This is a genomic window from Alkalihalobacterium chitinilyticum (assembly GCF_029028005.1).
Classification (GTDB): domain Bacteria; phylum Bacillota; class Bacilli; order Bacillales; family Bacillaceae_F; genus Alkalihalobacterium; species Alkalihalobacterium chitinilyticum.
This window is the reverse complement of record NZ_JAOTPO010000006.1, coordinates 133,068-159,361: the sequence shown is the minus strand read 5'-3', so window position 1 is coordinate 159,361 and position 26,294 is coordinate 133,068. Positions and strand designations below refer to the sequence as shown.

General features: G+C 39.0%; 22 protein-coding genes. 3 read left to right on the top strand and 19 right to left on the bottom strand.

What is annotated here, in order from left to right:
- Positions 1-30: 30 nt before the first annotated feature.
- From N7Z68_RS10775 to N7Z68_RS10765, 3 genes are read right to left on the bottom strand one after another with little or no spacing between them, the layout of a single operon-like run.
- On the bottom strand, positions 31-804 hold the full coding sequence (locus N7Z68_RS10775; RefSeq protein ID WP_275118487.1) for an SDR family oxidoreductase: 774 nt from the start codon (positions 802-804) through the stop codon (positions 31-33).
- 36 nt (positions 805-840) lie between these two features.
- Positions 841-2,478 carry a long-chain-fatty-acid--CoA ligase gene (locus N7Z68_RS10770; protein WP_275118486.1) on the bottom strand — a complete coding sequence of 546 codons (1,638 nt, stop codon included), beginning with the start codon at positions 2,476-2,478 and terminating at the stop codon, positions 841-843.
- A gap of 16 nt (positions 2,479-2,494) precedes the next feature.
- Positions 2,495-3,700 carry an acyl-CoA dehydrogenase gene (locus N7Z68_RS10765; RefSeq protein ID WP_275118485.1) on the bottom strand — a complete coding sequence of 402 codons (1,206 nt, stop codon included), beginning with the start codon at positions 3,698-3,700 and terminating at the stop codon, positions 2,495-2,497.
- A gap of 201 nt (positions 3,701-3,901) precedes the next feature.
- Between N7Z68_RS10765 and N7Z68_RS10760 the strand changes: the two genes are divergently transcribed.
- The gene (locus N7Z68_RS10760) at positions 3,902-4,837 is read left to right on the top strand and encodes a Na/Pi symporter (protein WP_275118484.1); all 936 of its coding nucleotides are present in this window, start codon (positions 3,902-3,904) and stop codon (positions 4,835-4,837) included.
- Between the two features lie 384 nt (positions 4,838-5,221).
- Here N7Z68_RS10760 and deoC read toward each other — a convergent pair whose 3' ends face one another.
- From deoC to gpr, 13 genes are all read right to left on the bottom strand, one after another.
- Complete coding sequence (gene deoC, locus N7Z68_RS10755) at positions 5,222-5,896, bottom strand: deoxyribose-phosphate aldolase (protein ID WP_275118483.1); 675 nt, start codon at positions 5,894-5,896, stop codon at positions 5,222-5,224.
- Positions 5,897-6,116: 220 nt separating this feature from the next.
- Entirely contained in the window at positions 6,117-7,463 is a 1,347-nt protein-coding gene (mtaB, locus tag N7Z68_RS10750) for a tRNA (N(6)-L-threonylcarbamoyladenosine(37)-C(2))-methylthiotransferase MtaB (protein WP_275118482.1), read from the bottom strand.
- A gap of 5 nt (positions 7,464-7,468) precedes the next feature.
- Positions 7,469-8,221, bottom strand: a complete 753-nt coding sequence (locus tag N7Z68_RS10745) for a 16S rRNA (uracil(1498)-N(3))-methyltransferase (RefSeq protein ID WP_275118481.1) — start codon at positions 8,219-8,221, stop codon at positions 7,469-7,471.
- A gap of 62 nt (positions 8,222-8,283) precedes the next feature.
- Positions 8,284-9,222: a 50S ribosomal protein L11 methyltransferase gene (gene prmA, locus N7Z68_RS10740; protein ID WP_275118480.1), complete on the bottom strand. Its 939-nt coding sequence runs from the start codon at positions 9,220-9,222 to the stop codon at positions 8,284-8,286.
- Positions 9,223-9,256: 34 nt separating this feature from the next.
- Positions 9,257-10,372, bottom strand: coding sequence for a molecular chaperone DnaJ (gene dnaJ / locus N7Z68_RS10735; protein ID WP_275118479.1), 1,116 nt, complete (start codon positions 10,370-10,372; stop codon positions 9,257-9,259).
- A 185-nt stretch (positions 10,373-10,557) separates the two neighbouring features.
- Positions 10,558-12,402 (bottom strand): molecular chaperone DnaK, encoded by a 1,845-nt coding sequence (gene dnaK / locus N7Z68_RS10730; protein WP_275118478.1) that lies wholly within the window; start codon positions 12,400-12,402, stop codon positions 10,558-10,560.
- Positions 12,403-12,465: 63 nt separating this feature from the next.
- Complete coding sequence (gene grpE, locus N7Z68_RS10725) at positions 12,466-13,035, bottom strand: nucleotide exchange factor GrpE (protein WP_275118477.1); 570 nt, start codon at positions 13,033-13,035, stop codon at positions 12,466-12,468.
- Between the two features lie 99 nt (positions 13,036-13,134).
- Positions 13,135-14,166: a heat-inducible transcriptional repressor HrcA gene (gene hrcA / locus N7Z68_RS10720; protein ID WP_275118476.1), complete on the bottom strand. Its 1,032-nt coding sequence runs from the start codon at positions 14,164-14,166 to the stop codon at positions 13,135-13,137.
- Positions 14,167-14,258: 92 nt separating this feature from the next.
- A complete protein-coding gene (gene hemW / locus N7Z68_RS10715) occupies positions 14,259-15,401 on the bottom strand; it encodes a radical SAM family heme chaperone HemW (RefSeq protein WP_275118475.1) in 1,143 nt (380 codons plus the stop codon).
- Positions 15,402-15,585: 184 nt separating this feature from the next.
- Entirely contained in the window at positions 15,586-17,421 is a 1,836-nt protein-coding gene (gene lepA / locus N7Z68_RS10710; RefSeq protein WP_373323128.1) for a translation elongation factor 4, read from the bottom strand.
- A 133-nt stretch (positions 17,422-17,554) separates the two neighbouring features.
- Positions 17,555-17,950 (bottom strand): DUF3679 domain-containing protein, encoded by a 396-nt coding sequence (locus N7Z68_RS10705; protein ID WP_275118473.1) that lies wholly within the window; start codon positions 17,948-17,950, stop codon positions 17,555-17,557.
- Positions 17,951-17,992: 42 nt separating this feature from the next.
- Positions 17,993-19,165: a stage II sporulation protein P gene (spoIIP, locus tag N7Z68_RS10700; protein ID WP_275118472.1), complete on the bottom strand. Its 1,173-nt coding sequence runs from the start codon at positions 19,163-19,165 to the stop codon at positions 17,993-17,995.
- A gap of 358 nt (positions 19,166-19,523) precedes the next feature.
- The gene (gene gpr / locus N7Z68_RS10695) at positions 19,524-20,648 is read right to left on the bottom strand and encodes a GPR endopeptidase (RefSeq protein WP_275118471.1); all 1,125 of its coding nucleotides are present in this window, start codon (positions 20,646-20,648) and stop codon (positions 19,524-19,526) included.
- Positions 20,649-20,866: 218 nt separating this feature from the next.
- Here gpr and rpsT point away from each other — a divergent pair, with 218 nt between their 5' ends.
- Positions 20,867-21,133: a 30S ribosomal protein S20 gene (gene rpsT / locus N7Z68_RS10690; protein ID WP_275118470.1), complete on the top strand. Its 267-nt coding sequence runs from the start codon at positions 20,867-20,869 to the stop codon at positions 21,131-21,133.
- 137 nt (positions 21,134-21,270) lie between these two features.
- Here the strand turns inward: rpsT and holA are convergent, their stop codons facing one another.
- Positions 21,271-22,290 carry a DNA polymerase III subunit delta gene (holA, locus tag N7Z68_RS10685; RefSeq protein ID WP_275118469.1) on the bottom strand — a complete coding sequence of 340 codons (1,020 nt, stop codon included), beginning with the start codon at positions 22,288-22,290 and terminating at the stop codon, positions 21,271-21,273.
- A gap of 618 nt (positions 22,291-22,908) precedes the next feature.
- On the opposite strand from holA, the gene N7Z68_RS10680 reads away from it, so the two are divergent.
- Positions 22,909-23,046: a YqzM family protein gene (locus N7Z68_RS10680; protein WP_209122973.1), complete on the top strand. Its 138-nt coding sequence runs from the start codon at positions 22,909-22,911 to the stop codon at positions 23,044-23,046.
- Between the two features lie 27 nt (positions 23,047-23,073).
- Here the strand turns inward: N7Z68_RS10680 and N7Z68_RS10675 are convergent, their stop codons facing one another.
- Both N7Z68_RS10675 and N7Z68_RS10670 read right to left on the bottom strand, forming a co-directional pair.
- On the bottom strand, positions 23,074-25,422 hold the full coding sequence (locus N7Z68_RS10675; protein ID WP_275118468.1) for a DNA internalization-related competence protein ComEC/Rec2: 2,349 nt from the start codon (positions 25,420-25,422) through the stop codon (positions 23,074-23,076).
- A gap of 19 nt (positions 25,423-25,441) precedes the next feature.
- Positions 25,442-26,008 carry a ComE operon protein 2 gene (locus N7Z68_RS10670; protein ID WP_275118467.1) on the bottom strand — a complete coding sequence of 189 codons (567 nt, stop codon included), beginning with the start codon at positions 26,006-26,008 and terminating at the stop codon, positions 25,442-25,444.
- Positions 26,009-26,294: the final 286 nt, after the last annotated feature.

The following is a 26,294-nucleotide window of genomic DNA, read 5'->3' as shown; positions in this document are numbered from 1 at the left end:
ATCTTTTCCTCCTACATTTTAGATTTTGAATTACATAGCGTGGCTGCCACCATCAACGATAAGAACATCGCCAGTTACGAAGTTCGAGGCATTCGATGCTAAAAATAAAGCTGCCCCTTTAAGGTCATAATCGCTGCCAAAGCGATTTAACGGTGTACCTTCTAAAATTAATTTGGATCCTTGATCTAATAATCCTTGAGACATTTTAGTAGGGAAAAATCCTGGTGCGATCGCATTTACGTTAATATTATATTGACCCCACTTTGTAGCTAGATCTTTTGTAAACGTTATCACTGCACCTTTACTAGCGTTGTACCCAATCGTATCCATCACACGAGGGTCAGCACCGCCAAGCCCGGCTACAGAGGCAATGTTAATGATTTTTCCAGATTGTTGTTTAATCATTTCGCGACCAACAGCTTGTGACATTAGGAAAGTACCTGTCACATTAACATTCATTACTTTGTTCCACGCCTCTAACGGCATTTCAACTGCTGGTGCCCCCCAAGTTGCTCCGCTATTATTAACGAGGATGTCAATCGAACCAAATTCCTCAAGAGTTCCATCGACTACGTCTTGGACTTCAGTTGGATTTGTTACATCACATTGAAATGCAATCGAACGAACACCTTTTTCACGTAATTGTTTACTAATTTCTTCACAAGCTTCGAGCTTTCTAGAACAAACCACTACATTGGCCCCCGCCTCAGCAAAGGCTTCAGCCATTTGTGCTCCAAGTCCTCGGCCACCACCTGTAACGATGGCTGTTTTTCCATCGAGTTTAAATAAATCTAGTACGTTCATCTTTTTTTCGCCTCTTTCTCTATTTCTCGTAATCTATTACTTCGGTGCTTTAATTTTTTCTAACTCTTCGTCTCTCAGTTTACGTTTTAATAATTTCCCTACCGCAGATTTTGGTAATTCATCTCGGAATTCAATGAATTTCGGTACCTTATAAGCTGCTAAATAAGATTGAGAGAATTTAATTAGCTCTTCTTCTGTTAGAGGTGATCCACCCTTTAGTGTTACATATGCCTTAACGGTTTCACCACGGTATGGATCAGGGATACCAAGTACAATAACCTCTTGAACGTCTGGATGTTGATACAGCACTTCTTCAATTTCACGAGGATAAATATTATATCCACTAGCAATGATCATATCTTTCTTACGATCAACGATGTAGAAATAGCCATCTTCATCCATTCGTGCCAAATCACCAGTATACAACCAGCCGTCTTTAATTGTTTCAGCAGTAGCTTCAGGCTTTTTCCAATACCCTTTCATCACTTGCGGGCCTTTAATAATTAATTCTCCTACTTCTCCGACAGGAGCTTCTTCAAACCCATTTTCCGTTACTCGAACAACTTTAGCATCTGTACTTGGTAATGGAATACCAATACTTCCTGCCTTACGTTCTCTAAAAGATGGGTTGAAATGAGTTACTGGTGAAGCTTCAGAAAGGCCAAACCCTTCGCAAATTTGAGTATTTGTTCCTTTTTCAAACTGCTCAAGAGCTTCTACTGGAAGAGAAGATCCGCCACTTACATAGCTCTTAATTTGATCAAGTCCAAATACATCGTATTGACCGACCGCATTAAACCCTACATACATCGTTGGAACACCAGCGAATTGGAAAGGCTGCTCTTTCTTAATTGTTTCAAGTACTTCTTGCATTTCAAAACGCGGCAGTAAAATTTGATTTCCACCGTGACGAACACATAAGAAATTGACACAAGTTAAACTGAAAATATGGAACATCGGCAAAACATTCACTACTTTTGCATTGTTTGGAAACTCATCAAGTACTTTGTACATGAAGTCGTAAGTTTGTTCGATATTTGAGATGAAATTAAGATGAGTCAGCATAACCCCTTTCGATACGCCTGTTGTTCCACCTGTATATTGAAGTACGGCAATATCATCAGCTGGATCGATGGTAACTGTTGGCGCTGGCGGATGGCTCTCGGCTACATAATCATCAAAAAGAATATCATCTCCTTGAAGGTCAACTTCAACTCCTGGTTGTAAACCGACAACGATTGCTTTCTTTAAAGAAGTCTTCTTCCGGACATTGTTGAGACGTGGATACAAATCAGCCAAAATGACCATATACTCTGCATCAGAATCTTTTAATATATATTCCAACTCTCTCTCGACATACATCGGATTGACTTGAACAACAATACCGCCTACTCTAAATGTTGCAAATAACGAGAATACGTATTGCGGGCAATTCGGTAACATAATAGCAAGGCGATCACCTTTTTTCATACCGCTTGCTGCTAGAGCTGAAGCTAGCTTTTCAACGATTGCATATGTTTTTTCATATGTCCAAGTGAGATGATAGAAAGTTAATGCTGTATTTTGAGGATATTTTTTCACCGTTTCTTCAAATAAGTTAGTTAGAGATCTTTCTTCAATATTAGATTGTTCACTAATGTTTTCATGGTATAAAGGTAACCAACTCTTACTCATTTAACAGACCCTCCAATTAATAATTTCTTAATTCCAGTTTAGCAATTGACTCTCTATGAACTTCATCTGGACCATCCGCTAATCGAAGTGTACGAATTCCTGCATACTGATAAGCTAACGGGAAGTCTTCACTTACACCAGCTCCTCCATGCACTTGAATCGCTCGGTCAATGACGTTTAGAGCCATTTGAGGTGCAACGACTTTAATCATTGCGATTTCTTTTTTCGCCACTTTATTTCCAACCGTGTCCATCATATAAGCTGCCTTTAGCGTAAGAAGACGGGCTTGTTCAATTTCAATTCTTGAATTGGCAATTGCTTCTCTTACTACACCTTGCTCACCAATCGTTTTTCCAAAAGCGACACGTTCCTTTGCACGTTTAACCATCAGTTCAAATGCTCGTTCAGCAGCTCCGATTGTTCGCATACAATGGTGAATTCTACCAGGTCCTAATCGTCCTTGTGCAATGGCAAATCCTTTTCCTTCTCCCCAAAGAATGTTAGACGCTGGTACACGAACATCTTTAAATTCAATTTCCGCATGTCCATGAGGTGCATCATCATAGCCGAATACAGGAAGCATACGAAGAACATTAACTCCTGGTGTATCCATTGGTACGAGGATCATCGACTGTTGTTCATGTCGAGCTGCACTAGGATCTGTTTTCCCCATGACGATCAAAATTTTACAACGAGGGTCACCAGCTCCAGACGACCACCATTTCCTTCCGTTAATTACATATTCATCGCCATCTCTGCGAATTTCAGCTTGAATATTTGTCGCATCTGAAGAAGCAACATCTGGTTCTGTCATACAAAACGCAGAACGAATTTCACCTTCTAATAATGGCTTTAGCCATTTTTCCTTATGTTCCTCTTTTCCGTAACGAACAAGGACCTCCATATTTCCTGTATCAGGAGCATTACAGTTAAAAACTTCTGGAGCAATAAAAGAACGTCCCATAATCTCGCACAATGGAGCATATTCTAAATTGGAAAGACCAGCCCCATGATCACTTTCTGGTAAAAATAAATTCCATAGGCCAGCTTCTTTAGCTTTTTTCTTCATTTCCTCCATAACTGGCGGAATGTCACTCCAACGAGTTTCTTGTTGATCAAGTTGCTCTTTGTAAGCCTTTTCATTTGGGTACACAACTTCGTTCATAAAATCAGTTAACCTTGCTTGTAACTCCTGAACTTTCGGACTAAAATCGAAATTCATAATATACCCCTCCAAAATGGAATTTTACATACTCACTAACCGGTTAGTATGTTAGAGATAAAAAAATATATGACTGATTGAAAAACTTATTCTTGTATTATATTAGACTATATTTTCAGAATATTCAAGAGTAAATTATTAAAATCATGAAGTTGTCATGCTTGTATCCTCTTGTCCATAGGATGTAATAGAGGTGATTTTATGACTCATAAAGAATTATTCACTTTATTTATTGTGTTTATCGCCTTATTCCTATTTGGCATGACAATTATGAGGGCAGGTCTTCATAATTTAGCGGGGGATCGGTTCAAGCATATATTAGAAAAAATGACGGATAGTCCTTGGAAAGGTTTATTGTTAGGTGCTGGAATTACAGCACTACTCCAAAGTAGTTCAGCCGTTATGATTATGGCCGTTGGTCTTGTCGCTGCAGGAATCCTAACTTTTAAGCAGTCCATCGGCATCATACTTGGAACGAACATTGGGACTTGTCTAACATTGGAAATGTTAGCCTTTGACCTTTCAGCCTTTATCATGCCATTATTACTAATCGGGGTTTTCTTAATCTTCTTAAAGAACCAGATTACGTATTTTCTCGGATGTATTTCGTTTGGTTTAGGGTGTATTTTTGTAGCTATGCACGGTTTAGAAGGTCTCGCATTTCCAATCTCATCTTTGCCATTCGCCCATTCCTTTTTTACCTGGACGAATAATAGTGAATTATTTGGAGTGGGGTTAGGAACTGTCTTTTCAGCCATTATTCAATCGAGTACTGCCACGACTGCCATTGCGATGGGATTTATGAATGATGAAATTTTTGGGCTCACATCTGGAATAGCGATTATGCTAGGAGCGAATATCGGTACATGCTTTAGTGCATTTTTAGCTAGTGTTGGTGCAAATCATTCCGCTAGGCTAGTTGCTTTTGCACACATTTGGTTAAATCTATTAGGTGTTATTTTATTCTTTCCATTCATCGGATGGTTAAGTGAGGTCGCAAGTTCCTTAACTCACTTACCGAGCTTACAACTGGCCCATGCGAGTACCATATTCAATATCATTTCTTCGCTAGTACTTCTACCTTTTGTGCATTGGTATGCGAAGTTTATTATTTTTGTACATGGCAGAAAGAACTGACGAAAATAAGTGGGTTGACTATGCTTCAAAAAATAAGGAGCAAATATGACGTGACACACCAAGCAGAGGTGCTCATCAACTTGGGCGTTGATGAGCACCTCTAAATGAGAAGATTAGCATTAGGGACTCCAGCGACCCTTATTTGTGTTAAAAACAGTGATTTTTACAGTTTAGGGCAGTCAAGAGCCCTTATTTCATCCTTGAACAGCCTTTTGCACAAGAATTGTTACAGATAAGGTCCCCTCAGTGCTCTACCACCGATCAAATAGTCATTTTTAAGGAAATAAGGTCCTGTGAGTGCTCAAAACTGTCTTCTGCAATTCATCGGAAGCAACTACTCTTCGTTCTAGTAGTCAGCCTTGTGATTCAATTTACTCAAAAATTCTAGTAATCGGATTGTGATTGACCACCATTCACAATAGCAATACCTGCACTCGCTCCGATTCGAGTGGCACCCGCTTCAATCATAGCTAATGCACCTTGACGGTCTCTAACACCGCCTGAAGCTTTCACACCGATGTCAGGTCCGACCGTTTCGCGCATTAGGCGAATATCTTCAACTGTGGCACCGCCTGTTGAAAATCCTGTTGAAGTCTTCACAAAGTCCGTTCCAGCTTGTACTGCCAGCTTACAAGCACGAATTTTTTCTTCATCCGTCAGTAAGCTTGTTTCAATAATTACTTTTGTTAACGCTTTACCTTTTGCCGCTTCAACTACAGCCTTAATGTCAGCCTCGACTAGTTCGTCATTCTTATCTTTAAGGGCACCGATGTTGATGACCATATCGACTTCAGTAGCACCGTCCTCAATCGCTTTTGTCGTTTCGAAAGCTTTCACTTCAGATGCACTAGCTCCGAGCGGAAACCCAATAACCGTACACACCTTCACTTCTGGTGTATCTTTTAATTGCTCATAAGCGGTTTGAACCCATGTTGGATTTACACAAACAGATGCAAATTTGTATTCTTTTGCTTCTTTACAAAGCTGAATAATTTGCTCCTTTGTTGCTTCTGCTTTAAGTAATGTATGGTCGATCATTTCAGCGATTTTTTCACTCATTATGTATTCCTCACTCTCGATTTACTTGTACGTACCTCTTCAATCCTAGCATAAGAGTATAAAATTGTGCAAGCTATGTTCGTTAACCTATCGGAAAACAAAAAGAGACCAACTCTAAGCTAGTATGTGCTTCTATTGCAAATATAGTATACCCACTAAAACATGGAACTATTTTTACAACATGACACTAAACTAGTAAAGTTAGTCTCTTTATTATTTTTTATCCAGTAACGATAGCTTGATGTTGATCTTCTACGACACGCACAAATTCACCTTCATTGTAAGGATATCCGGCTTTTTTAATTTTTACTTTAACAATTTGCCCGATCATGCTTTCAGTGGCAGGGAATTTTACTTTTAGATAGTTATCTGAATAACCGATATACATGCCGCTATCTGCTGATTCTTTATCCATTTCTTCGGGAATGACTTCTAAAACTTCTCCTTCGAATTGGGAAGCATATTCCTTCGCTAATTGATTGGACAACTCAATTAAACGGTGAACTCGTTCATTTTTTACATCCTCATCGACTTGATCTTCCATACGTGCAGCAGGCGTTCCTGTACGTTTAGAATACGGAAAGACATGAAGTTCAGAAAACTTGTGTTTTGCAATAAAGTCGTATGTTTCTTGGAACTCTTCTGCTGTTTCTCCAGGAAACCCGACAATCACATCAGATGTTACTGCTAATCCAGGAAGGACTTCTTTTAAACGGTCTAAACGCTCACCGAAAAATTCCATTGTATATTTACGGCGCATTCTTTTCAGGACCGTATCCGAACCTGATTGAAGTGGAATATGAAGGTGACGGACAACTTTTGTTGAACGGTCAATCACATCAATTACTTCATCCGTAATTTGACTTGCTTCAATTGAAGAAATACGAATACGTTTTAAGCCTTCTACTTTTTCTAAATCTTCAAGTAAACGTGCTAGGCTGTAATCCTTTAAGTCCTCGCCGTATCCACCTGTGTGAATTCCTGTTAATACAATTTCTTTATAACCAGCGTTCACTAGCTGTGTCGCTTGTTTAATAACCTCTTCTGGGTTACGTGAACGCATTAAGCCACGTGCCCAAGGAATAATGCAAAACGTACAGAAGTTATTACAGCCCTCTTGGATTTTTAAAGATGCACGCGTACGATCAGTAAAAGCTGGAACATCCAATTCCTCGTAAACACGTGTTTTCATAATATTACTTACACCATTAATCGGCTCACGTTCTTTTGTATATTGCTCGATATACTCTAGCATTTTTGTACGGTCCTGTGTCCCTACTACGATATCAACACCAGGGATCGCCATAATTTCTGCTGGAGACGTTTGCGCGTAGCAACCCGTTACACAAATAACCGCATCCGGATTTTTGCGTATTGCACGACGAATGACTTGACGACTTTTCTTATCTCCTGTATTCGTAACCGTACATGTATTAATAACATAAACATCGGCTGTTTTTTCAAAGTCTACTTTTTCGTAACCATCCGCTTTGAATAGCTGCCAGATCGCTTCCGTCTCATAGTGGTTCACTTTACAACCTAATGTTTGAAATGCAACTGTAGGCATTTATCTCACCTCTCTAATTCAAAATAATACGAAACAGCTGAAAGAATATACATAGGTGCTGTTTCTGCTCGTAAAATTCTAGGACCAAGACTCGTAGGAGTAAATCCAGCTTCACCGAGTTTAACAGCTTCCGCTTCAGAAAAGCCTCCTTCTGGTCCAATCACAAATAGTAGGGACTCGCCGCTTTCTGCTTTCGCAAAAACGTCAGCCAACTGTTTATGATTACCCGTCTTCCCCTCTTCCTCATATGCAAATAAGAGATGGTCAAACTCGTTCTTACGCTCTATTAATTTCTCTAGTGTATGAAGGCTTTCGATGGCTGGAATACGACTTCTATGCGACTGTTCTGCAGCTTCTTTGGCGATTTTACTTAAACGCTCAATTCGCTTGCCTTCTTTTTTTCCATCCCATTTGACGATAGAGCGCTCACCTTGAACAGGAATAAACTGAGCTGCTCCGAGCTCAGTTCCTTTTTGTATGACATAATCAAGCTTATCTCCTTTTGGAAGAGCTTGAGCAATTGTAATATTTACTGGTAGCTCACTCTTACTCGGTAGATCCTCAACAATTAATGCGACCACTTGATCATCTTCAAAACGATCAATTTCACATAAACAGACTCGATCAAAATTATTACTGCAAATAATCTGGTCGCCTTCTGTCATCCGCATGACACGAGTAATATGTTTTACATCTTCACCGTGTATGAGCACCATATGGTCATTCATTTGTTCTTTTGCAACAAAGTATCTTTGCATCATTTTCACCTAATTATTACTACTGGAGAAGGTAGTATTACCCTACTACGGTAGTGTTTATTTTACACCTTTTTTGCAATGATAGCTACCCAATCTTCCATTTCTAATATTTCCTCAATTTCAAATCCATGGGAAAGAAGTGCATCTTTAACTTCTACTTTCTTTCGTTGGATAATTCCTGATGTAATAAAAGTTCCACCTGGTTTAAGTACCCTTGCCGCATCTTGGACGAAACGAACGATGATCTCAGCTAGAATATTAGCAACAATCACGTCATACTGCCCTTCAATTCCTTCAATAAGATTGTTTTGTTTAACAGCAACGACGTCATCTACTTTATTAATCTCCGTATTTAACTTGGCACTTTCAACAGCAATTTCATCTAAGTCTAAGGCAATGACTCTACCTGCCCCAAGTTTTGCGGCAGCGATACTTAACACACCAGTCCCCGTACCAACATCAATCACTTCGTCACCTTCATGAATATACTTCTCTATCGCTTGGACACAAAGGACTGTAGTAGGATGTGTGCCTGTTCCAAACGCCATTCCAGGGTCTAGTTCAATGACACATTCATCAGGACGTACTGGTTTATATTCTTCCCAAGTTGGACTAATTGTAATAGAGTTAGAAATTTTAACAGGTTTGTAATACTTTTTCCATGCTGTTGCCCAATCTTCTTCTTTCACTTCATGTAAGGTCACTTTGTTGTAACCTAAATCAATATCGTATAAAAGCAGCCCATTAATCGCTTCTTTTACTTCATCAACTGTTTCAGCTAAAAAACTATTAACTGGGAAATACGCTTTGACGATTACTCCTTCTTCGGGATAATCATCAGGAGAGAGTTGGTAGATTTCGCCGAGATGGACACCCCAATCTTTAATTAAATCATGAGGATCTTCAATGACTACTCCGCTTGCTCCAGCTTCATGCAGAATATTACTTACTGGTTCAACTGCTTCTTGTGTTGTATGAATACTAAATTCTGTCCATTTCAAAACTACCAACTCCATCCAAATTCTTAATTAAAAATTAACTCTTGAAAGCTCGCTTCACTTTTGCAAAAAAGTTATCATGCTGTTCATCGACTTCAGTACCACTTAGTTTACCAAACTCGCGTAATAAATCTTTTTGTTTCTCTGATAAGTTTTTCGGTGTAATCACTTTAACTTTCACATGCTGATCGCCTTGACCACGACCATGAATGTTCGGTACACCTTTTCCTCTTAAGCGGAAACTTGTTCCTGTTTGCGTACCTGCAGGAATTTTCAACTTCACTTTTCCTTCTAATGTCGGTACTTCAATTTCATCACCAAGTGCGGCTTGAACGAATGTGATTGGCATATCACAATAGATGTCATCACCAGAACGAGTAAAGAACTCATGTGGTTTTACATTAAATACAATATATAAGTCTCCAGGAGGTCCGCCATTTACACCAGCTTCACCTTGACCTGTATGACGAATTTGTTGACCATGATCAATACCTGCTGGAATACGAACTTTAAGCTTTTTACGCTTAGTTACAGTACCCTCTCCTCGGCAAGTTGAACATTTTTCCTTAATAAATTTACCCGTTCCACTACAGTGGTTACAGACACGACGATTAACAATTCGACCGAATGGCGTATTTTGTTCTACGTTTAATTGACCACTTCCTCCACAGTGCGAACATGTCTCAGGTTTTGTTCCCGGTTTAGCACCCGATCCCGTACACGTTGAACATGTTTCTTCACGAGGAATTTCAATTTCAGTTTCTTTGCCGAATACCGCTTCTTTAAAATCGATCGTCATCGTGTATTGTAAATCAGCACCTTGACGAGGAGCGTTTGGATTTCTACGTCCACCGCCGCCGCCTCCAAAGAACATATCAAAAATATCCCCAAAACCGCCGAAATCACCAGCGCCGCCACCACCAAAGCCTTGGTTCGGATCTGTGTGACCAAATTGATCATAGTGCGCTCTTTTTTGTGAGTCACTTAACGTATCATAGGCAGACTTCACTTCTTTAAACTTCTCTTCCGCATCAGCGGCTTTATTGACGTCTGGATGATATTTACGTGCTAATTTTCGGTACGCTTTCTTAATTTCGTCTTCTGAAGCGTTCTGATCGACTCCAAGGACTTCATAAAAATCTCGCTTGCTCATCCTATCCACTCCCGATTTTTTTACATAACAGTAATCATACCACATTAGGTGTCGTTCAAAAAGGTTAGACAAATTCCAATCTAGATATTTTATCCCTCCATTTTGACACTGTGCCTAATTAGATGAAAAAGCCAAAGCCAAGAAAGCCTGACTTTGACTTTTTCAATAGAAGTATCTAAAGACTGTTATTTCTTGTCGTTATCGTTTACTTCTTCGTACTCTGCATCAAATACATTTTCGTCTGCTTGTTGTGCTCCAGCACCTTCAGCACCTGCTTCACCTTGTGCTTGTTGTGCAGCTTGAGCTGCTTGCTCATAAAGCTTTGTAGAAAGCTGTTGAACTACTTCTTGAAGCTCATCTTTTGCAGTACGGATTGCGTCAAGATCAGTTCCTTCTAAAGCTGTTTTCACTTTATCTTTTGCTTCGTTCGCTTTGTCAATTTCAGCTTGCTCTACTTTATCTCCAAGGTCTTTTAACGTTTTTTCTGTCGTAAATACTAAGTGATCTGCTTCGTTACGAAGTTCAGCTTCTTCACGGCGCTTCTTATCTTCTTCAGCGTTCGCTTCAGCTTCTTTTACCATTTTTTCGATTTCATCATCTGATAAACCAGAAGAAGAAGTGATCGTGATTGATTGTTCTTTATTTGTTCCTAAATCCTTCGCTCTTACGTTTACAATTCCGTTTGCATCGATGTCAAATGATACTTCGATTTGCGGCACACCACGTGGAGCTGGAGGAATGTCTGTTAATTGGAAACGTCCTAATGTTTTATTGTACGAAGCCATCTCACGCTCCCCTTGAAGAACATGGATATCAACCGCTGTTTGGTTATCAGCTGCTGTTGAGAACGTTTGTGACTTACTTGTTGGGATCGTTGTGTTACGGTCGATTAATTTCGTAAATACGCCGCCCATTGTTTCAATTCCTAGTGATAACGGTGTTACGTCAAGTAAAACAACATCTTTAACGTCTCCAGTTAATACACCAGCTTGAACTGCTGCACCAAGAGCAACTACTTCATCCGGGTTTACACCTTTGTGCGGGTCTTTTCCTGTAAGCTTTTTAATTGCATCTTGTACTGCAGGAATACGAGTTGAACCACCTACTAATACAACACGATCAATTTCACTTGCAGAAAGACCTGAATCTTGAAGTGCACGACGAGTCGGGCCTAATGTGCGTTCTACTAAGTCAGCAGACAACTCTTCAAATTTTGCACGGCTTAAGCTTAGCTCTAAGTGCTTAGGACCTGTCGCATCAGCAGTAATAAATGGTAATGAAATTTGTGTTTGTGTTACACCTGAAAGGTCTTTTTTCGCTTTTTCAGCTGCGTCTTTTAAACGTTGCATTGCCATTTTATCTTGAGAAAGATCAATGCCATTGTCTTTTTTGAATTGCTCTACTAGATGATCAATGATTACTTGGTCAAAGTCATCTCCACCAAGTTTGTTGTCACCAGAAGTAGCTTTAACTTCGAAGAAACCATCACCTAGCTCAAGGATAGAAACGTCAAATGTACCTCCACCAAGGTCATATACTAGGATCGTTTGATCTTCTTCTTTTTCAAGCCCGTAAGCAAGTGCTGCTGCTGTTGGCTCGTTTACAATACGGTCAACTTCTAGACCAGCAATTTTACCAGCGTCTTTAGTAGCTTGACGTTGAGCGTCATTGAAGTAAGCTGGAACTGTGATTACTGCCTTTGTTACAGTCTCACCTAAATAGCTTTCAGCATCTGATTTTAATTTTTGCAGGATGATCGCTGAAAGTTCTTGAGGACTAAATTGTTTACCTTCAATTTCTTCTTTGTGATCTGTACCCATGAAGCGTTTGATTGAAATAACCGTATTTGGGTTTGTGATTGCTTGGCGTTTTGCTACTTCCCCAACTAAACGCTCACCATCTTTAAACGCTACTACTGAAGGCGTCGTACGGTTTCCTTCTGCATTTGGAATAACAACCGCTTCTCCACCTTCCATAACAGCAACACACGAGTTTGTTGTACCTAAGTCAATACCAATAACCTTACTCATTTTGTAACTCCTCCATTCAAATCAATTCAATTTTCAGTTCATATATGTAGTGGATTAAATGCATTAACCATTCACTTTAACCATTGAAGGTCTAATGACTCTGTCTTTCAGTTTGTACCCTTTTTGGAATTCTTCTACGACCGTATTTGGTTCGTGTCCTTCTTCTTGAACTTGCATAACTGCCTGGTGTAAATGCGGGTCAAACGTTTGTCCAACAGATTCAATAACTTCTAGGCCTTCTTTTTGCAGTCCATCTTGAAATTGACGATAAACCATTTCCATGCCTTGAAGCAATGTTTTTGTTTCTTCATTGGCTGGTTCTACAGCTAAAGCCCGCTCAAAGTTATCTAGTACTGGTAATAGTTCTTCTACTAGACTTTGTGCTCTATATTTTGCTGCCGCTTCTTTTTCATCTTTTGTACGACGGCGAAAATTATCGTAGTCCGCATGAACGCGTAACAACTTACTATTTAAGTCAGCAACTTGTTGCTCTAGTGCATTTATCTTTTGTTGTTCTTCCGAAAGTTCTTCAGTCACTTCCGTTTGTTCAACTTCACTTTCAGGTTGTTCATTTACTTCTTCAGTAGTTTGTTCTTCAACTATTGTTTCGGTTTGATTTTTTTCCTGTTCCAACCTGTTCACCTCCCGTATTTATAAAGTCATATGTTAGAATGACATGACTTTGAGCTGTGGGGAAAACGTCCCCACAACTAATTGTCAATATTACCATTCCTACCCTCTTTGATACAAGTGAGTTAATAATTTCGTTAAATCTTTTGAAATATAATCAACGAGTCCAATGACCCGACGATATTCCATCCTCGTCGGCCCGAGGATTCCCACTGTTCCCATATGTTTTCCGCCAATGGAATACGATGCTGTGATAATACTGCAATTTTCTAAAGCATCCATATTTGTCTCATGCCCAATTTTCACTTGAATTCCTGAGGACTCTGAGCGGAAAATCTGCTGAACGAGTGTGTCCTCTTCTAAAATGTTCATCAGGTGTCTAACTTTTTCTACATCCCGAAATTCTGGTTGCGTGAGTAAATTAGTTTTCCCACCGTAGAACACTTTGTCATTCCGATCCGTTTGAAACGTTGTCTGAAACATTTCTAAGATAGCTTGATAGTTGTAAAGGTGCTCTTTAAAAATACTAGCAACTTCATTATTCAGTTTTTCCCTTAATTGATAGAGTGGTACCCCTTTTAGACGGTCATTTAAGATATTAACGACTTTTTCCATTTCTGAAGGGTTCATCCCCTCTGGAATTTTAATCGAAAAATTCTCAACATGGCCTGTGTCTGTCACGAGAATAAAAACCGCTTTACGGTCTGAAAGTGGAATAATTTGAACATGCTTTAAGGAAGCTTCAAACATTTCAGGACCTAGTACGATCGAAATATAACTCGTAACTTGTGACAATATTTTTGCTGACTGTTGAATGACTTGTTCAGCTTCTTCTTTCTTACTAGAAAACAGAGTTTCTACTTTTTCAATTTCATCACCAGTCAAATGATGAGGCATTAACAAGTGATCCACATAATAGCGGTATCCTTTGTGCGACGGTATTCGTCCAGCAGAACTATGAGGCTTTTCTATATAGCCTTGTTCTTCTAAATCAGCCATTTCGTTACGAATGGTCGCTGCACTATACTCAACGTCCTCACGTTTTGAAATGCTGCGTGAACCGACTGGCTCTGCAGAACGAATATAATCATCAACTATTGCTTGTAAAATTAAAAGTTGTCGTTCTGTCAACATCCCAAATCACCTCTGTTAGCACTCTAATGTATCGAGTGCTAAATCTAAAATAAAATTATCAAAAAGGTTATTTTTTGTCAACTAGTTAGACACTACTCTACTACTAAAAATTGTTCAAAAACTTCATTTGCCAAGAAAACACCTTTTCTTGTTAATTTTACCCGATCCGGTGTCACTTGAATTAATTGACTTGCTGCCAGTTGTTCAATTTGCTTTTGGTACATTTCTGTTAGCTGAATTCCATAACGTTCATAGAACTTTTGCTTCGAAACACCATCAAGCATCCTCAGCCCCATAAACATTTCTTCTTCCATCCGTTCTTTTTCACTCAGTTCGTTGGCTTCAAACCTTGCTTGTTTCTTCTCCGATATAGATTGGATATACTTTTGCACGGGACCAATATTCGCGTAACGAACACCGTTGATATAACCGTGTGCACCTGCACCAATCCCAAAATATTCCTCGTTATTCCAATAGATGATATTATGCTTACTTTCATAACCAGACTTTGCAAAATTAGAAATTTCATATTGATGGTATCCATGCTTGTTCATCTGTTCGATCAACCGTTCATACATCAACGCTTCTTCATCTTCTGTAGGAAGGGGCAGTTTTCCTTTTCTTAAAAGGTTATAAAAAACCGTCTTTTCTTCCACTTTCAACGAGTAGGCAGAAAAATGTTCAATTTCTAATGAAAAAGCTTTTTTTAAAGTAGCATCAAATGCTTCCATAGTTTGTTCCGGTAATCCAAACATAAGGTCGACCGTTAAGTTGTTAAACCCTTTTTGTCTTGCTCGCTCAATGGTTTTATAAATATCTTCAGGCTGATGGGTTCGGCCAATTTTTTTTAATAAAAATGGATCAAATGTTTGAACTCCAATACTTAGACGATTTACACCATAGTCTCGTAAAACATTCAGCTGATCATCAGTAACCCCGCCTGGATTAACTTCCACTGTCCATTCTTTTAATGAATCGTTAAGAGTGAAATGTTTATGCAAACTAGCTAATACTTTCTCTAATTGCTTGGCTGATAGAGCTGTGGGTGTTCCTCCCCCGATATAAATCGTCTGAATCGGTTCTGTAAAATATTTATCGGCTGCATCAGCTAGTTCGATATCAAGAGCTTGGACATATTCATCGACAGGCTGTCCCTGTAAAAATACTTTATTAAAATCACAATAATGACAAATGTGTTCACAAAAAGGAATGTGAACATAAATCGCAGTCGGCATGGTCTTCCTACTTTCTATGAAAAGATAAAGACATTCGAACACACAATGTCATCTCTCTTATTCATTAGTTGTCGTTCTTGATCAAAATTACACCTAATAATCAAAAAAACTTTCTTAGGTGGTAAAAAACCGCAGGATTTTTAGGCCTGCGGTTTTGCTTAGTCTATAGTTTAGTCAATCCAAATTACTTTGAAGGGTTCGAATCATCCATACGCAATACCGCCATAAATGCTTCTTGCGGCACTTCTACACTACCAACACTCTTCATACGTTTTTTACCTTCTTTTTGCTTCTCTAATAGTTTACGTTTACGAGAAATATCTCCCCCGTAACACTTGGCTAAAACGTTTTTACGCATCGCTTTAATCGTTGAACGTGCAATAATCTTTTGCCCTAAACTTGCTTGAACAGGCACTTCGAATTGTTGACGAGGAATAAGTTCTTTTAACTTCTCAACAATAATTTTTCCACGATCGTAAGCAGAATCACGGTGAACGATGACCGATAAAGCATCAACTTTTTCTGCATTTAATAAGATATCCATCTTCACCAGTTTCGATTCCTTATAGCCAATTAACTCATAATCAAACGATGCATAGCCTTTTGTATTTGATTTTAATTGATCAAAGAAATCATAAACGATCTCAGACAATGGAATATCATAAACGATCGAAACTCGGTTCTCATCTAAATATTGCATATCGATAAAAATACCACGCTTACCTTGGCAAAGTTCCATAACCGCACCAACATAATCATTTGGCACCATCACTTTCGCTTTAACATAAGGCTCTTCAATCCGCTCAATTTTTTGTGGATCAGGCATTTTAGACGGATTATCAATTTCTAAAGTTTCTCCATCCGTTTGATATACGTGATAGACAACACTTGGTGCTGTCGTAATAAGGTCGATATTAAACTCCCTTTCAATACGTTCCTGAATGATTTCCATATGAAGTAAACCTAAGAAACCACAACGGAAACCAAAGCCTAGAGCTTGCGAAGTTTCCGGCTCGAATTGTAAAGACGCGTCATTCAGTTGCAGGCGCTCTAACGCTTCACGTAAATCATTGTAATCCGCTGTATCAATTGGGTAAATACCACAGAATACCATCGGGTTCATTTTACGATAACCAGGTAACGGAGCATCAGCTGGGTTTTCTGCAAGTGTAACCGTATCACCGACACGACAATCACTTACATTTTTAATTGAAGCGGTTAAGAAACCTACATCACCAACTGTTAATTCATCACGGCGAGTTGGCTTCGGCGTATATACGCCAACTTCATTGACTTCAAACTCTTTACCTGTTGCCATCATCTTAACTTTCTGGCCCGGCTTAACTGTACCATCAATAATTCGGATATACGCAATAACCCCGCGATACGAATCATATAACGAGTCAAAAATCAGCGCTTTTAATGGAGCTTCAGGATCACCTGTTGGTGCCGGTACTTTCTCCACTACTTGCTCTAAAATATCTTCGATCCCAATACCGTTCTTCGCAGACGCAAGAACAGCATCAGAAGCATCTAAACCAATGACATCTTCAACTTCTTTTTTCACTCGCTCAGGCTCAGCACTTGGCAAGTCGATCTTATTAATGACTGGTAAAATCTCTAAGTCATTATCCAAAGCTAGATAAACATTCGCTAGTGTTTGAGCTTCAATTCCTTGAGCTGCATCGACGATTAGAAGAGCTCCTTCACACGCCGCTAAACTTCGTGAAACTTCATATGTGAAGTCGACGTGTCCTGGCGTATCAATTAGGTGAAAAATATACTCTTCGCCATCGCTTGCTTTATAAGTAAGCTGTACAGCATTTAATTTTATTGTAATTCCACGTTCACGTTCTAAATCCATTGAATCGAGAATTTGTTCTTTCATTTCGCGTTGCGTTAACGCACTAGTCTTCTCTAGAATTCGGTCTGCTAACGTTGATTTTCCATGATCGATATGAGCAATAATCGAAAAGTTTCTGATTTTCGACCTGCGCGTTAAACGTTGTTCTTTATTCATAGTCATTATCACTCCTATATGCACTAAGTTTGATTATACCAATGTGTTGCTCGTCCTTCAATAACCGTAGTGCTTTGGAGGAAAAAAAAATAAAAACCTCTGCTTGACTAGACAGAGGTTTATTGACTATTCGTTAATTATTGAGCCAACCATGGATAATTCCCGTAATGGCTGAAACCGTATGATAAACAAGTATTTCTAGTAGTTCCCCTATATTTGAACCAAGCTCAGAATAAAAATTAAAAGCACCAACATCAGCAGCAAGTTGCTGTTTCTCTTGTAATTGTTGGGTTGTTTTTACTCGTTCTTCTTCTTTAGGTTGCTCCTTTTCAACTGGTGGAACAGTTTGTTTCTCGTCTTTTACTTTTTGTTTTTCAACCGGAGGGGAGGAAGGTGCTGTGACCGTTTGTTCTGCTTCTTTTTTGCCAAACAGGCTTAATGTCCCTTCATTCGCTTGGTGAATTCCAAAGACAACTCCAAACAATAAGATCGTTAGTACAAAAAAAGTTTTAAGCAAAAATTTGGTCATCTCTCTTCCTCCTCATCTTTTCCAGTTTTATATTTGCTGACGTTACTCTGTTGATACTTTTGCTTGCTCCCAGTAAAATTCACTAAATACTTCGGCAAAGGCATCGGCTGATCTAAAGTTTTCTTCCACTGAGTTTTCAACTCCACCAAATTCAATTAAAATAGAATTACCATGTAAATCTTGGTTGTATACACCATTTCTACCAATACCACCCATTTCAACAACCCCGCGGCTTAAACCAGGGTATTTTTCCTCTAGTCTATGGTGTAAGTCTTTCGCTAATTTTGTATTTTGTTCTCTATTTCGGTTATCTCTACCAATTACAAAATAAATCCTTGCATAGTGTTCACCGTTAATCGTAACTGTCGTGTTATCTCTCAATAAAGAGTCACGGTGTAAATCGAAGAAGAACTCTAATTGATCATTGCTTGCCATTGCTTCTTTGACTAATTCTCTTGAAGCATCATATGATTTCGGATAGCCCCAATCTCTTTGGTTTAAAATGCTCTGAATGTCTGTACTATCAACATCCGTACCAATGCCGCGATTTCTTAAAGATTGACCTAATCTTTCACCGACAAGCGAAATATTAACTTCTGCGTGCCATGCTTCATTCGGGTTTGTTACACCCTTTAGCTCCGGTAAAAACGATTCCCTTGTATGCGAATGAATAATATGAACAACTTTTCGTTCACCTGTTGTCATTTCAGGTTGCGCTTGATCTGTCGGCTTGTCCAACTCATCAAAAGACGTTGTTGCCGCTTCTCGTTCTGCCATTAACACTTCCATTGGCGGTGCCGACTCAATTGGCATGTTCGTATAGTCTGACTTGTCACCGGCAACGACGATATTCCCGTCAAACAATGCAAATCCAGGTAACTCCCTCCCCAGCAAACTCCTCGGGTCATCGGGATTTATACTCGTTGCGAGTTCAAATGCGATACTAGACAAATTAGGAGGTTGGCTTTCTTCAGGCAGCGCCTGCTGAAAATATCTATTTTCCATTCCCATTAAGTAAACGAGATTTTCTCCAGTAACTTGGGTTGTCCAACTATGAACCGTTGAAGAGGCCATGCCGTATCCTGGATCAATGGATGTTAACATTCCTGTAAAGATAAAAACAGCGATAATCCCAACAATAATAAAAACGGCCATTTTTCTAAGACTTGTCCTATTTATTGAGATGGTCAAACCATGGAATCGGTTTCTCTTCATACTCCCACCCTTTCGATTACTCTTATCACACTCTATGTACAAGCTGTCTTGTATAGAACTAAAAAAGCGTGGAGTTTTAATTTCCTTTTTTGAGGAGTAACATTCGCATTCGCTTAAATGGATCAAGGAAAAACAAGGGAGAAATTTTAGGGGAGGGGGCTTCATAGTGCTGTTGAAGGACTCTTCGGGTTTGAAATGTAAGCGAAGTGTCCTTCATTTTGCTGTTGAAGGACATTTCGGGTTTGAAATGTCCTTCACATGGACGGAGAACTTTTTTATTTAATAAGCATTAAATAAAAAAGTTGCTTCTATGAAGAAGCAACTTTTTTGTAAAATTTATATACATATTTCGATCGGCTTAATGCGTATAAGACCCAACATTATCTTGGTCCACTTCGCCGTGGAGTGCTGCGTTTAGCCCCATCGCAAGTACATTTGCCATATCGTCAATGAATACATCGATTTCTTTTGGTGTCACCATTAAATTATGGCCAAGCGGTGCTAACACTTCACGAATGAGCTGGCGCTTTTCTTCTTCCTCTAAAGTTCCAATCATTCCTAAAATGGTTTGGCGTTTTGACTCATCAGGTAAATCTTCATCCGATAACTGACGTTTTTCACCGAAAGTCATTCCTGCAGGTGTTAAAGCTCGTGAAGGTTTATTGCCTTCTTTCATTTCTCTGCCAAAATGTTTTAAAACAAAATCAATGGTATCACTCGTGATTGAAACGGCGTCTACGACAGTAGGAATACCAACGGCAATAACTGGAATCCCTAATGTTTCTCGGCTTAACTCTTTACGTTTGTTCCCCACCCCGCTTCCAGGGTGGATACCGGTGTCAGAAACTTGTATCGTTGTATTGACTCTTTCAATTGAACGAGAAGCTAATGCATCAATCGCAATGACAAAGTCAGGTTTTGTTTTTTCAACAACACCGTGAATAATGTCACTTGTTTCAATTCCAGTAATCCCCATTACGCCAGGTGCGATTGCACTTACAGGACGAAAGCCGTCTTCTACTTGTTCGGGTGCCAGCGCAAATAAATGCTTCGTGATGAGAAGGTTTTCAACTGCAATCGGACCTAAAGCATCTGGTGTCACGTTCCAGTTTCCTAAGCCGACAACAAGGCAGCTCGATTCTTTTGTAATGTTAAGCTCTTCCAAAAACAAATTAAATTCGCGTGCAAAGACAGACTCCACTTTCTCTTGTAGTGCTGTATCCTTTTTTCGTATTCCTTGTGTTTCAAATGTTAAGTATCGTCCGGCTTTTTTGCCTAACCTTTCAGCACCTTGGTCTGTAATTTCTACTCTTGTTATTTTTACACCGTCTTGTTCCCTTTCTTTAACAACAACACCTTCAATTCTTCTTCTTTCTTTGGAAGGCGCCTTCTTTTGTTCTTCTTCTTGAACAATTTCATGGGCCTCTACCGCTAAGTCTGTTCGTACGTTATATTTACTTAAATCTAAGTTTTTTTCCGACACAGAGAGATCCTCCTTTTTGAAAACACACTAGTCAGGTTGTTCAAAAGGTTCTTTTTGTCCTCCCTTTTTGAAAACACACTAGTAGTATTCCTTTTGAAAATAGGTTTCCCGTGAAGAAGCTTTTCATTCTTCTATTGCAATTATTCATGGTTTTTGATAGAATGCTGTTTGTTGTACTTATTCACAATTGTGAAGGTTACATCAGGGAGGTGAAAGGAATGCCTAACATTAAATCTGCGATTAAACGTGTAAAAACTAACGACAAGCGCCGTGTGCAAAACACTTCTCAAAAGTCTGCTCTTCGTACAGCTATCAAGAACTTTGAAGCTAAAGTTGCAGCTAACGAAGTAGAAGCAGCGAAAGAAGCTTACGTTGCAGCTGCTAAGAAGCTTGACAAAGCAGCAAGCAAAGGCCTTATTCATAAAAATGCAGCATCTCGTCAAAAGTCTCGTTTACAAAAGCAATTAAACGAAGTTTCTGCATAATCGAATGATTGGCTTACCTTAAAAAAGTTAACTTTTTTAAGGTAAAAAACGGAGGAACTCTTTTGGAGTTTCTCCGTTTTTTATATTCTTAATTAAAATTTGATTTTGTAGATGGACATGGATGGGTTCACACCCAATTACCGATGAAATTCCATCAAAAGCAGCTCAATTGCTAAATGTTTATCGACTTGTCCGCTTTTAATATGAAAGTCAGTCTCCGCCAGCCTCTCTAATAAACGAAACAATGTAGCTTCTTGAAATGCTTTTCCTTGTTGACCCGCTAGCTTAACAGCATACGGGTGAACTTTAATTTGGCCTGCAATCTGTTGTTGCGAATACCCTCTTTTCAACAATTCTTTTACTTGATAAATGATACGAACTTGACGGGCTAATAAAGCGACTAGCTTAATGGGATCTTCCTTTTGTCTCATTAAGTCAAAATAAATTTCTAAAGCTTTTTCAATGCGTTTATGTACAATATGGTCGATCAACATAAAAACATCTTGCTCAACCGTCTTTGCTACAAGTTGATCAACTACTGTTTCATCAATCGTCCCATGCTCCCCGACATAAAGAGAAAGCTTTTCAATTTCATTAACGAGCATTAATAAATTTCCGCCTAGTAACTGAATTAACTTTTCTTTTCCACCTGATGTCAATTCAATTGAATGACTCATCGCTTGTTCATTTAGCCACTCGTTTAACATTTTTTCGTCAAACTCTTTCGTATCAACAACTTCTGTTTCTTTTCTTAACAATTTCACTAACTTTTTCCGCTCATCTAATTTTTCATACGGTGCCGTTAAAATAAATACCGTTTCTTGAACTGGATTTTGTAGATATGTTTCCAGTAATTTAAAATTATGGTCTATTTTACTATCGTCTTTTTGTGCAGTTAAAAAATTGGCATCTTTTGCAATCACTACTCGTTTTGACCCTAAAAATGGAAGGGTTTGAGCATCTTCTACAGCCACATCAACCGGTGTCTCTTTTAATTCATAAGTTGATAAATTAAAATCCAGCTCATCTTCCGTTAATGTCTTAGCAACAATCGAATGAATTAAATCATCAACTAAAAAGCGCTCTTCACCAATAAACAAATAAACCGGGGCAATTTTTTCTTTCAGAATGTTTCGTTTTGTTTCTATGTATGACATTTTTACGTCCCTTTCTAATAGTTGGATATTCCTAAAAGAGATTGGTAATATTATTATGGGTAATATAAAAAGCATTGTCCATACTTGTGAAGCAATTTAAGCATGAAAAAGAGGTCAACCCATTATTCATTGGCTCCCAAACTTAATCCCTAATAATGAAATGAGCGAGTCATCTCATTAACATAACTAAGTTAAGACCCAATTACATGAGTTAACCTCCATTTATGATAAACGCCACCAAAGGGACCCTAGGAAACCCCTCTAATGACGATAATCATGTTTGCGACCTCTACACTAGTTATGATATCCTATGCTGTTGAAAACTATAGGTGACAACTCTTTACAGCAGTGGAAGACAATATTTTAAAATTTGACACGAAAAGCGCAAACGCACGTTCAACGACGTATGGACTGGACTGAGCCGTAGGAGATAAAGGAAACACGATGAACGACAGTGAGTCGATGTTGACTTATCGTACGAGGTGAGGGAAGTCTCACTAGTCGCTGGGCGTTGGAGCTAGACAGCTGCGAATATGTCACATAAAAAGGACTCATGGATGGTATGGATTTTTTTCTTGTCTTCCCTTATACTAAAGAATGAAATAGGAGGGGTTACTAATGAGTGAGTTCGAAAAAAGAGTACAATGTAAACGCAACGACGCAATTGATTCAGGTGTTGGGTTTATCGTTTCTTTCGGCTTCTTTGCCACTTTATTTATTATCGCTTCACTAGTTGACGTATTCGGCAACATGTAAGACAACATACTTAAAGAAGGAAAAGGGTTACCGCATTGGTAACCTTTTTTCTTGTTTGTATTGGATTGCCGTCTCTATATGAAGAAGTCCTTTCTTCGAGAAAACGAAGCGGATCGCTCCATGTTCATCCGTGCGATAAAAAGGAATGTTACGTTCATTAAATGTTTCAATCACCTCGGGATGAGGATGTTGAAACCGATTATTTCTACCAGCGGAAATGAGCACCAGTTTAGGTTGAATATGATCGATAAATGGAGGAGTTGACGATGTACGACTGCCATGATGACCCGCCTTTAAAATATCGACGTCTAACTCACCAAAATCACGAATAAGACGCGCTTCACCACTTTCCTCTAAATCACCGGTAAAAAGCCACCGCACCCCTCCCAATGTACTATACAAAACGATGGATCGATTATTCAGGCTGTCTTCATTTCCTTGAGGTGATAAAACACGAAAATCATTTTCTGCCACCGCCCACCCCATTCCTTCTTTAACAAATCGTATGTCAGTCCCTCTTTGCTGAAATTCAGTTAATAAATACCGCTCAAAATCTCCCTCAACAGGACCGTAAGCATAGACGATTTCTTTTATTTTTACTTGATCAAGAAGCGCCTCGGCACCACCTATATGATCGTAATGACCGTGCGTTAAAATTAACTTATCGATCGTGTGAATGCCTTTTGCTTTAAGAAACGGAACGACGATATGTTTGCCGACATCGAATTCACGAGATCTTCTTTTCCATTCCTCATCCCTTCCAAAACTCACCAAGCCTCCACTATCAATTAAATAAACCGCTTGACGATGCGGGAGTTCAATGAAAATACTGTCACCTTGCCCTACATCCAGCATCGTCACTTCACCTTTTCCTGTAAAAAAAGGGCTAAGAAAATGGATGAGCATCAAACTTGTCAAGACACCTATAAGAATGACCCAACGATTGAACGCAACTTTCCTCTCATAAAAAAGGAACGCGACGAAGCTAATGAACGTGAAGGAGAAAGCAATCCAAATATCAAATTGACCAAAAAGGATCGAGCTAAAAGGCAAATCATTAAGGTATGTTAAACCTGAATGTGAATAAACAATGATTCTATCCAGAATCTCTAATAAGAAGTTTCCAAAAAGAGGTGAAACTAAACGAATAAAGTAGGTTAAAAAAACAGCAGGTAAAACGAGTAAAGAGATAAATGGAATATACACCAAATTAAGTGGAAGACTTAGCCAAGAAATTTCATAGAAGTGGAAAACGATAATGGGAAAAGAGGCGAGCTGTGAGATGGCAGTTACGGTTACCAGCTGCTTGAAATAATGATTTTGTTTACTGACCATATCTGCAGAAACAATTAAAGTAAAGCTAATTAAAAACGATAACTGAAAGCCTAACTGGTATAAGGAATAAGGTGATAGAAGTAAATACAAAAGACAGACGAAACTAATTCCGTCAAGTGGATGTAATTTCTTTTTAAAACGCAATGAAACCAGCACGACAATAGTCATACATACCGCACGAATAACAGAAGGAGCGCCACCCGCAACGAGCATGTACATCGGTAATAAAATTAACAATAGATCAATCGTTCGCTCACGCGTGATACCCAAACGAATGAAGAGAAAAAATAACGCAGAGAAAATGAGTCCTACATGAAGTCCAGAAACAGCTAAAAGATGAATAACACCTAAACGCTGATACGCTTCTAACACACCCTCCTCCATACTCGCTCGATCACCGAATAGTAAAGCAGTTACAATTCCCTTTGAACCATCTGGATAGTGAGCACTAATGTATTGAATTCCATGCTGCCGAATGGTTTGTAGAGCATAGCGAAAAGAGAAAGATGATGAGTTGCATTTTTGCATATCTATCGTCTCAGGATGGAAATTCCAGTGGATTTTTTGATAAAAAAGAAACTCCTCATAATTAAAAGCATAAAAGTTCGTTGACGGAGACGGCTTACGGAGCTTACCTTGCAGAGGGCACTTCATTCCAACTGTAAGAGCTTCTAACTGTAGCTGCTCCTGTTCGGTTTTTATTAAATAATTCGTCTGTAACTTTTCACCCGTTAAGGTCTTGAATTGAAAGCTAAGGCGGTCGCCATTGATTTGCGGAATGGAATTAATTGTACCAATAAAAGAGGTTTGTTCTGAGGAATAATTCGTTACATTATGATGATGAATAAAAGAACTACTCGTATAAAATAACAGCAAGCAAAGGACAAGTATGAGTCCGTCCATCCTTATCCTTCGCCTGTGAACCATTAAATAATAGCTTAGGTATGCTATAAGAAAAAGTAACCACATTTGAAATCCTTTTGTAGCCGTTACAATACTAATGATCGCTGCCAACACAACAATATGCCAACGTCCAGTCAAAGAAAGTAACTCCTTTACATTAAAGTGGAGTATAAAGCTTGTTTGCTTCATCACGAAGCTTTTTAAGCTCGTCTTCCGAAAGCCCGCTTGCAGCCAGCTTTTCTAACAATGATGCAGTAAATTGAAGCTTTTCATTTGAATTTTTATCTAAGATCATTTCTTCCAATTCAACTTGCTTCACTTCCACCCCAGCTTGTTCAAGTAATTCCAACGCATATGGGTGGTTTTTATAATCCTTTGAATAATAGACGGCTGAGATACCACTCTGGATAATGCTCTTCGTACAGTTTAAGCACGGAAAATGAGTAACATAAATTTCAGCTCCTTGTGTCGGTACCCCAAATTTAGCACATTGCAAAAGAGCATTCACTTCCGCGTGGATCGTTCGAATACAATGGTTATCCACGACGTAACAACCTTCATCTATACAATGATCACTACCGGAAATCGATCCGTTGTACCCGCCTGCAATAATTCGTTTATCCCGGACAATCGTAGCGCCTACCATCAAACGTGTACATGTACTCCTCATCGCCAATAAATGACTTTGTGCGATAAAATATTGGTCCCATGAAATTCGATTCAACTTTTTCAACTCCTAGTAAAATGGCTTCTATGTCTATAGTTTATCCAACGTCAGAAACATGCGTCAATGGTAAGAAAAGTTGCGACACGTTTATGGACCGAAGCATCCCCGAGCAGATAGCACTGTCACTGTAGTCAAACCACGACAGGTGGCACAAAATAAACTAGAAGGAAAGTCTGGAGCAAAAATATAAAACAAATTGTGGAGCATTTGACTTTAGGGATTAGGGAACTGAGAGGACCCTATTTGCCTAAAATCATTACAAAACTCCATAAAAACTAGTAAA

What these genes read in the sequence shown, in the direction of transcription:
- N7Z68_RS10775 (WP_275118487.1), bottom strand. Translation starts at nt 804, where the DNA reads ATGAACGTACTAGATTTATTTAAACTCGATGGAAAAACAGCCATCGTT.
- N7Z68_RS10770 (WP_275118486.1), bottom strand. Translation starts at nt 2,478, where the DNA reads ATGAGTAAGAGTTGGTTACCTTTATACCATGAAAACATTAGTGAACAA.
- N7Z68_RS10765 (WP_275118485.1), bottom strand. Translation starts at nt 3,700, where the DNA reads ATGAATTTCGATTTTAGTCCGAAAGTTCAGGAGTTACAAGCAAGGTTA.
- N7Z68_RS10760 (WP_275118484.1), top strand. Translation starts at nt 3,902, where the DNA reads ATGACTCATAAAGAATTATTCACTTTATTTATTGTGTTTATCGCCTTA.
- deoC (WP_275118483.1), bottom strand. Translation starts at nt 5,896, where the DNA reads ATGAGTGAAAAAATCGCTGAAATGATCGACCATACATTACTTAAAGCA.
- mtaB (WP_275118482.1), bottom strand. Translation starts at nt 7,463, where the DNA reads ATGCCTACAGTTGCATTTCAAACATTAGGTTGTAAAGTGAACCACTAT.
- N7Z68_RS10745 (WP_275118481.1), bottom strand. Translation starts at nt 8,221, where the DNA reads ATGCAAAGATACTTTGTTGCAAAAGAACAAATGAATGACCATATGGTG.
- dnaJ (WP_275118479.1), bottom strand. Translation starts at nt 10,372, where the DNA reads ATGAGCAAGCGAGATTTTTATGAAGTCCTTGGAGTCGATCAGAACGCT.
- dnaK (WP_275118478.1), bottom strand. Translation starts at nt 12,402, where the DNA reads ATGAGTAAGGTTATTGGTATTGACTTAGGTACAACAAACTCGTGTGTT.
- hrcA (WP_275118476.1), bottom strand. Translation starts at nt 14,166, where the DNA reads ATGTTGACAGAACGACAACTTTTAATTTTACAAGCAATAGTTGATGAT.
- hemW (WP_275118475.1), bottom strand. Translation starts at nt 15,401, where the DNA reads ATGCCGACTGCGATTTATGTTCACATTCCTTTTTGTGAACACATTTGT.
- lepA (WP_373323128.1), bottom strand. Translation starts at nt 17,421, where the DNA reads ATGAATAAAGAACAACGTTTAACGCGCAGGTCGAAAATCAGAAACTTT.
- N7Z68_RS10705 (WP_275118473.1), bottom strand. Translation starts at nt 17,950, where the DNA reads ATGACCAAATTTTTGCTTAAAACTTTTTTTGTACTAACGATCTTATTG.
- spoIIP (WP_275118472.1), bottom strand. Translation starts at nt 19,165, where the DNA reads ATGAAGAGAAACCGATTCCATGGTTTGACCATCTCAATAAATAGGACA.
- rpsT (WP_275118470.1), top strand. Translation starts at nt 20,867, where the DNA reads ATGCCTAACATTAAATCTGCGATTAAACGTGTAAAAACTAACGACAAG.
- holA (WP_275118469.1), bottom strand. Translation starts at nt 22,290, where the DNA reads ATGTCATACATAGAAACAAAACGAAACATTCTGAAAGAAAAAATTGCC.
- N7Z68_RS10680 (WP_209122973.1), top strand. Translation starts at nt 22,909, where the DNA reads ATGAGTGAGTTCGAAAAAAGAGTACAATGTAAACGCAACGACGCAATT.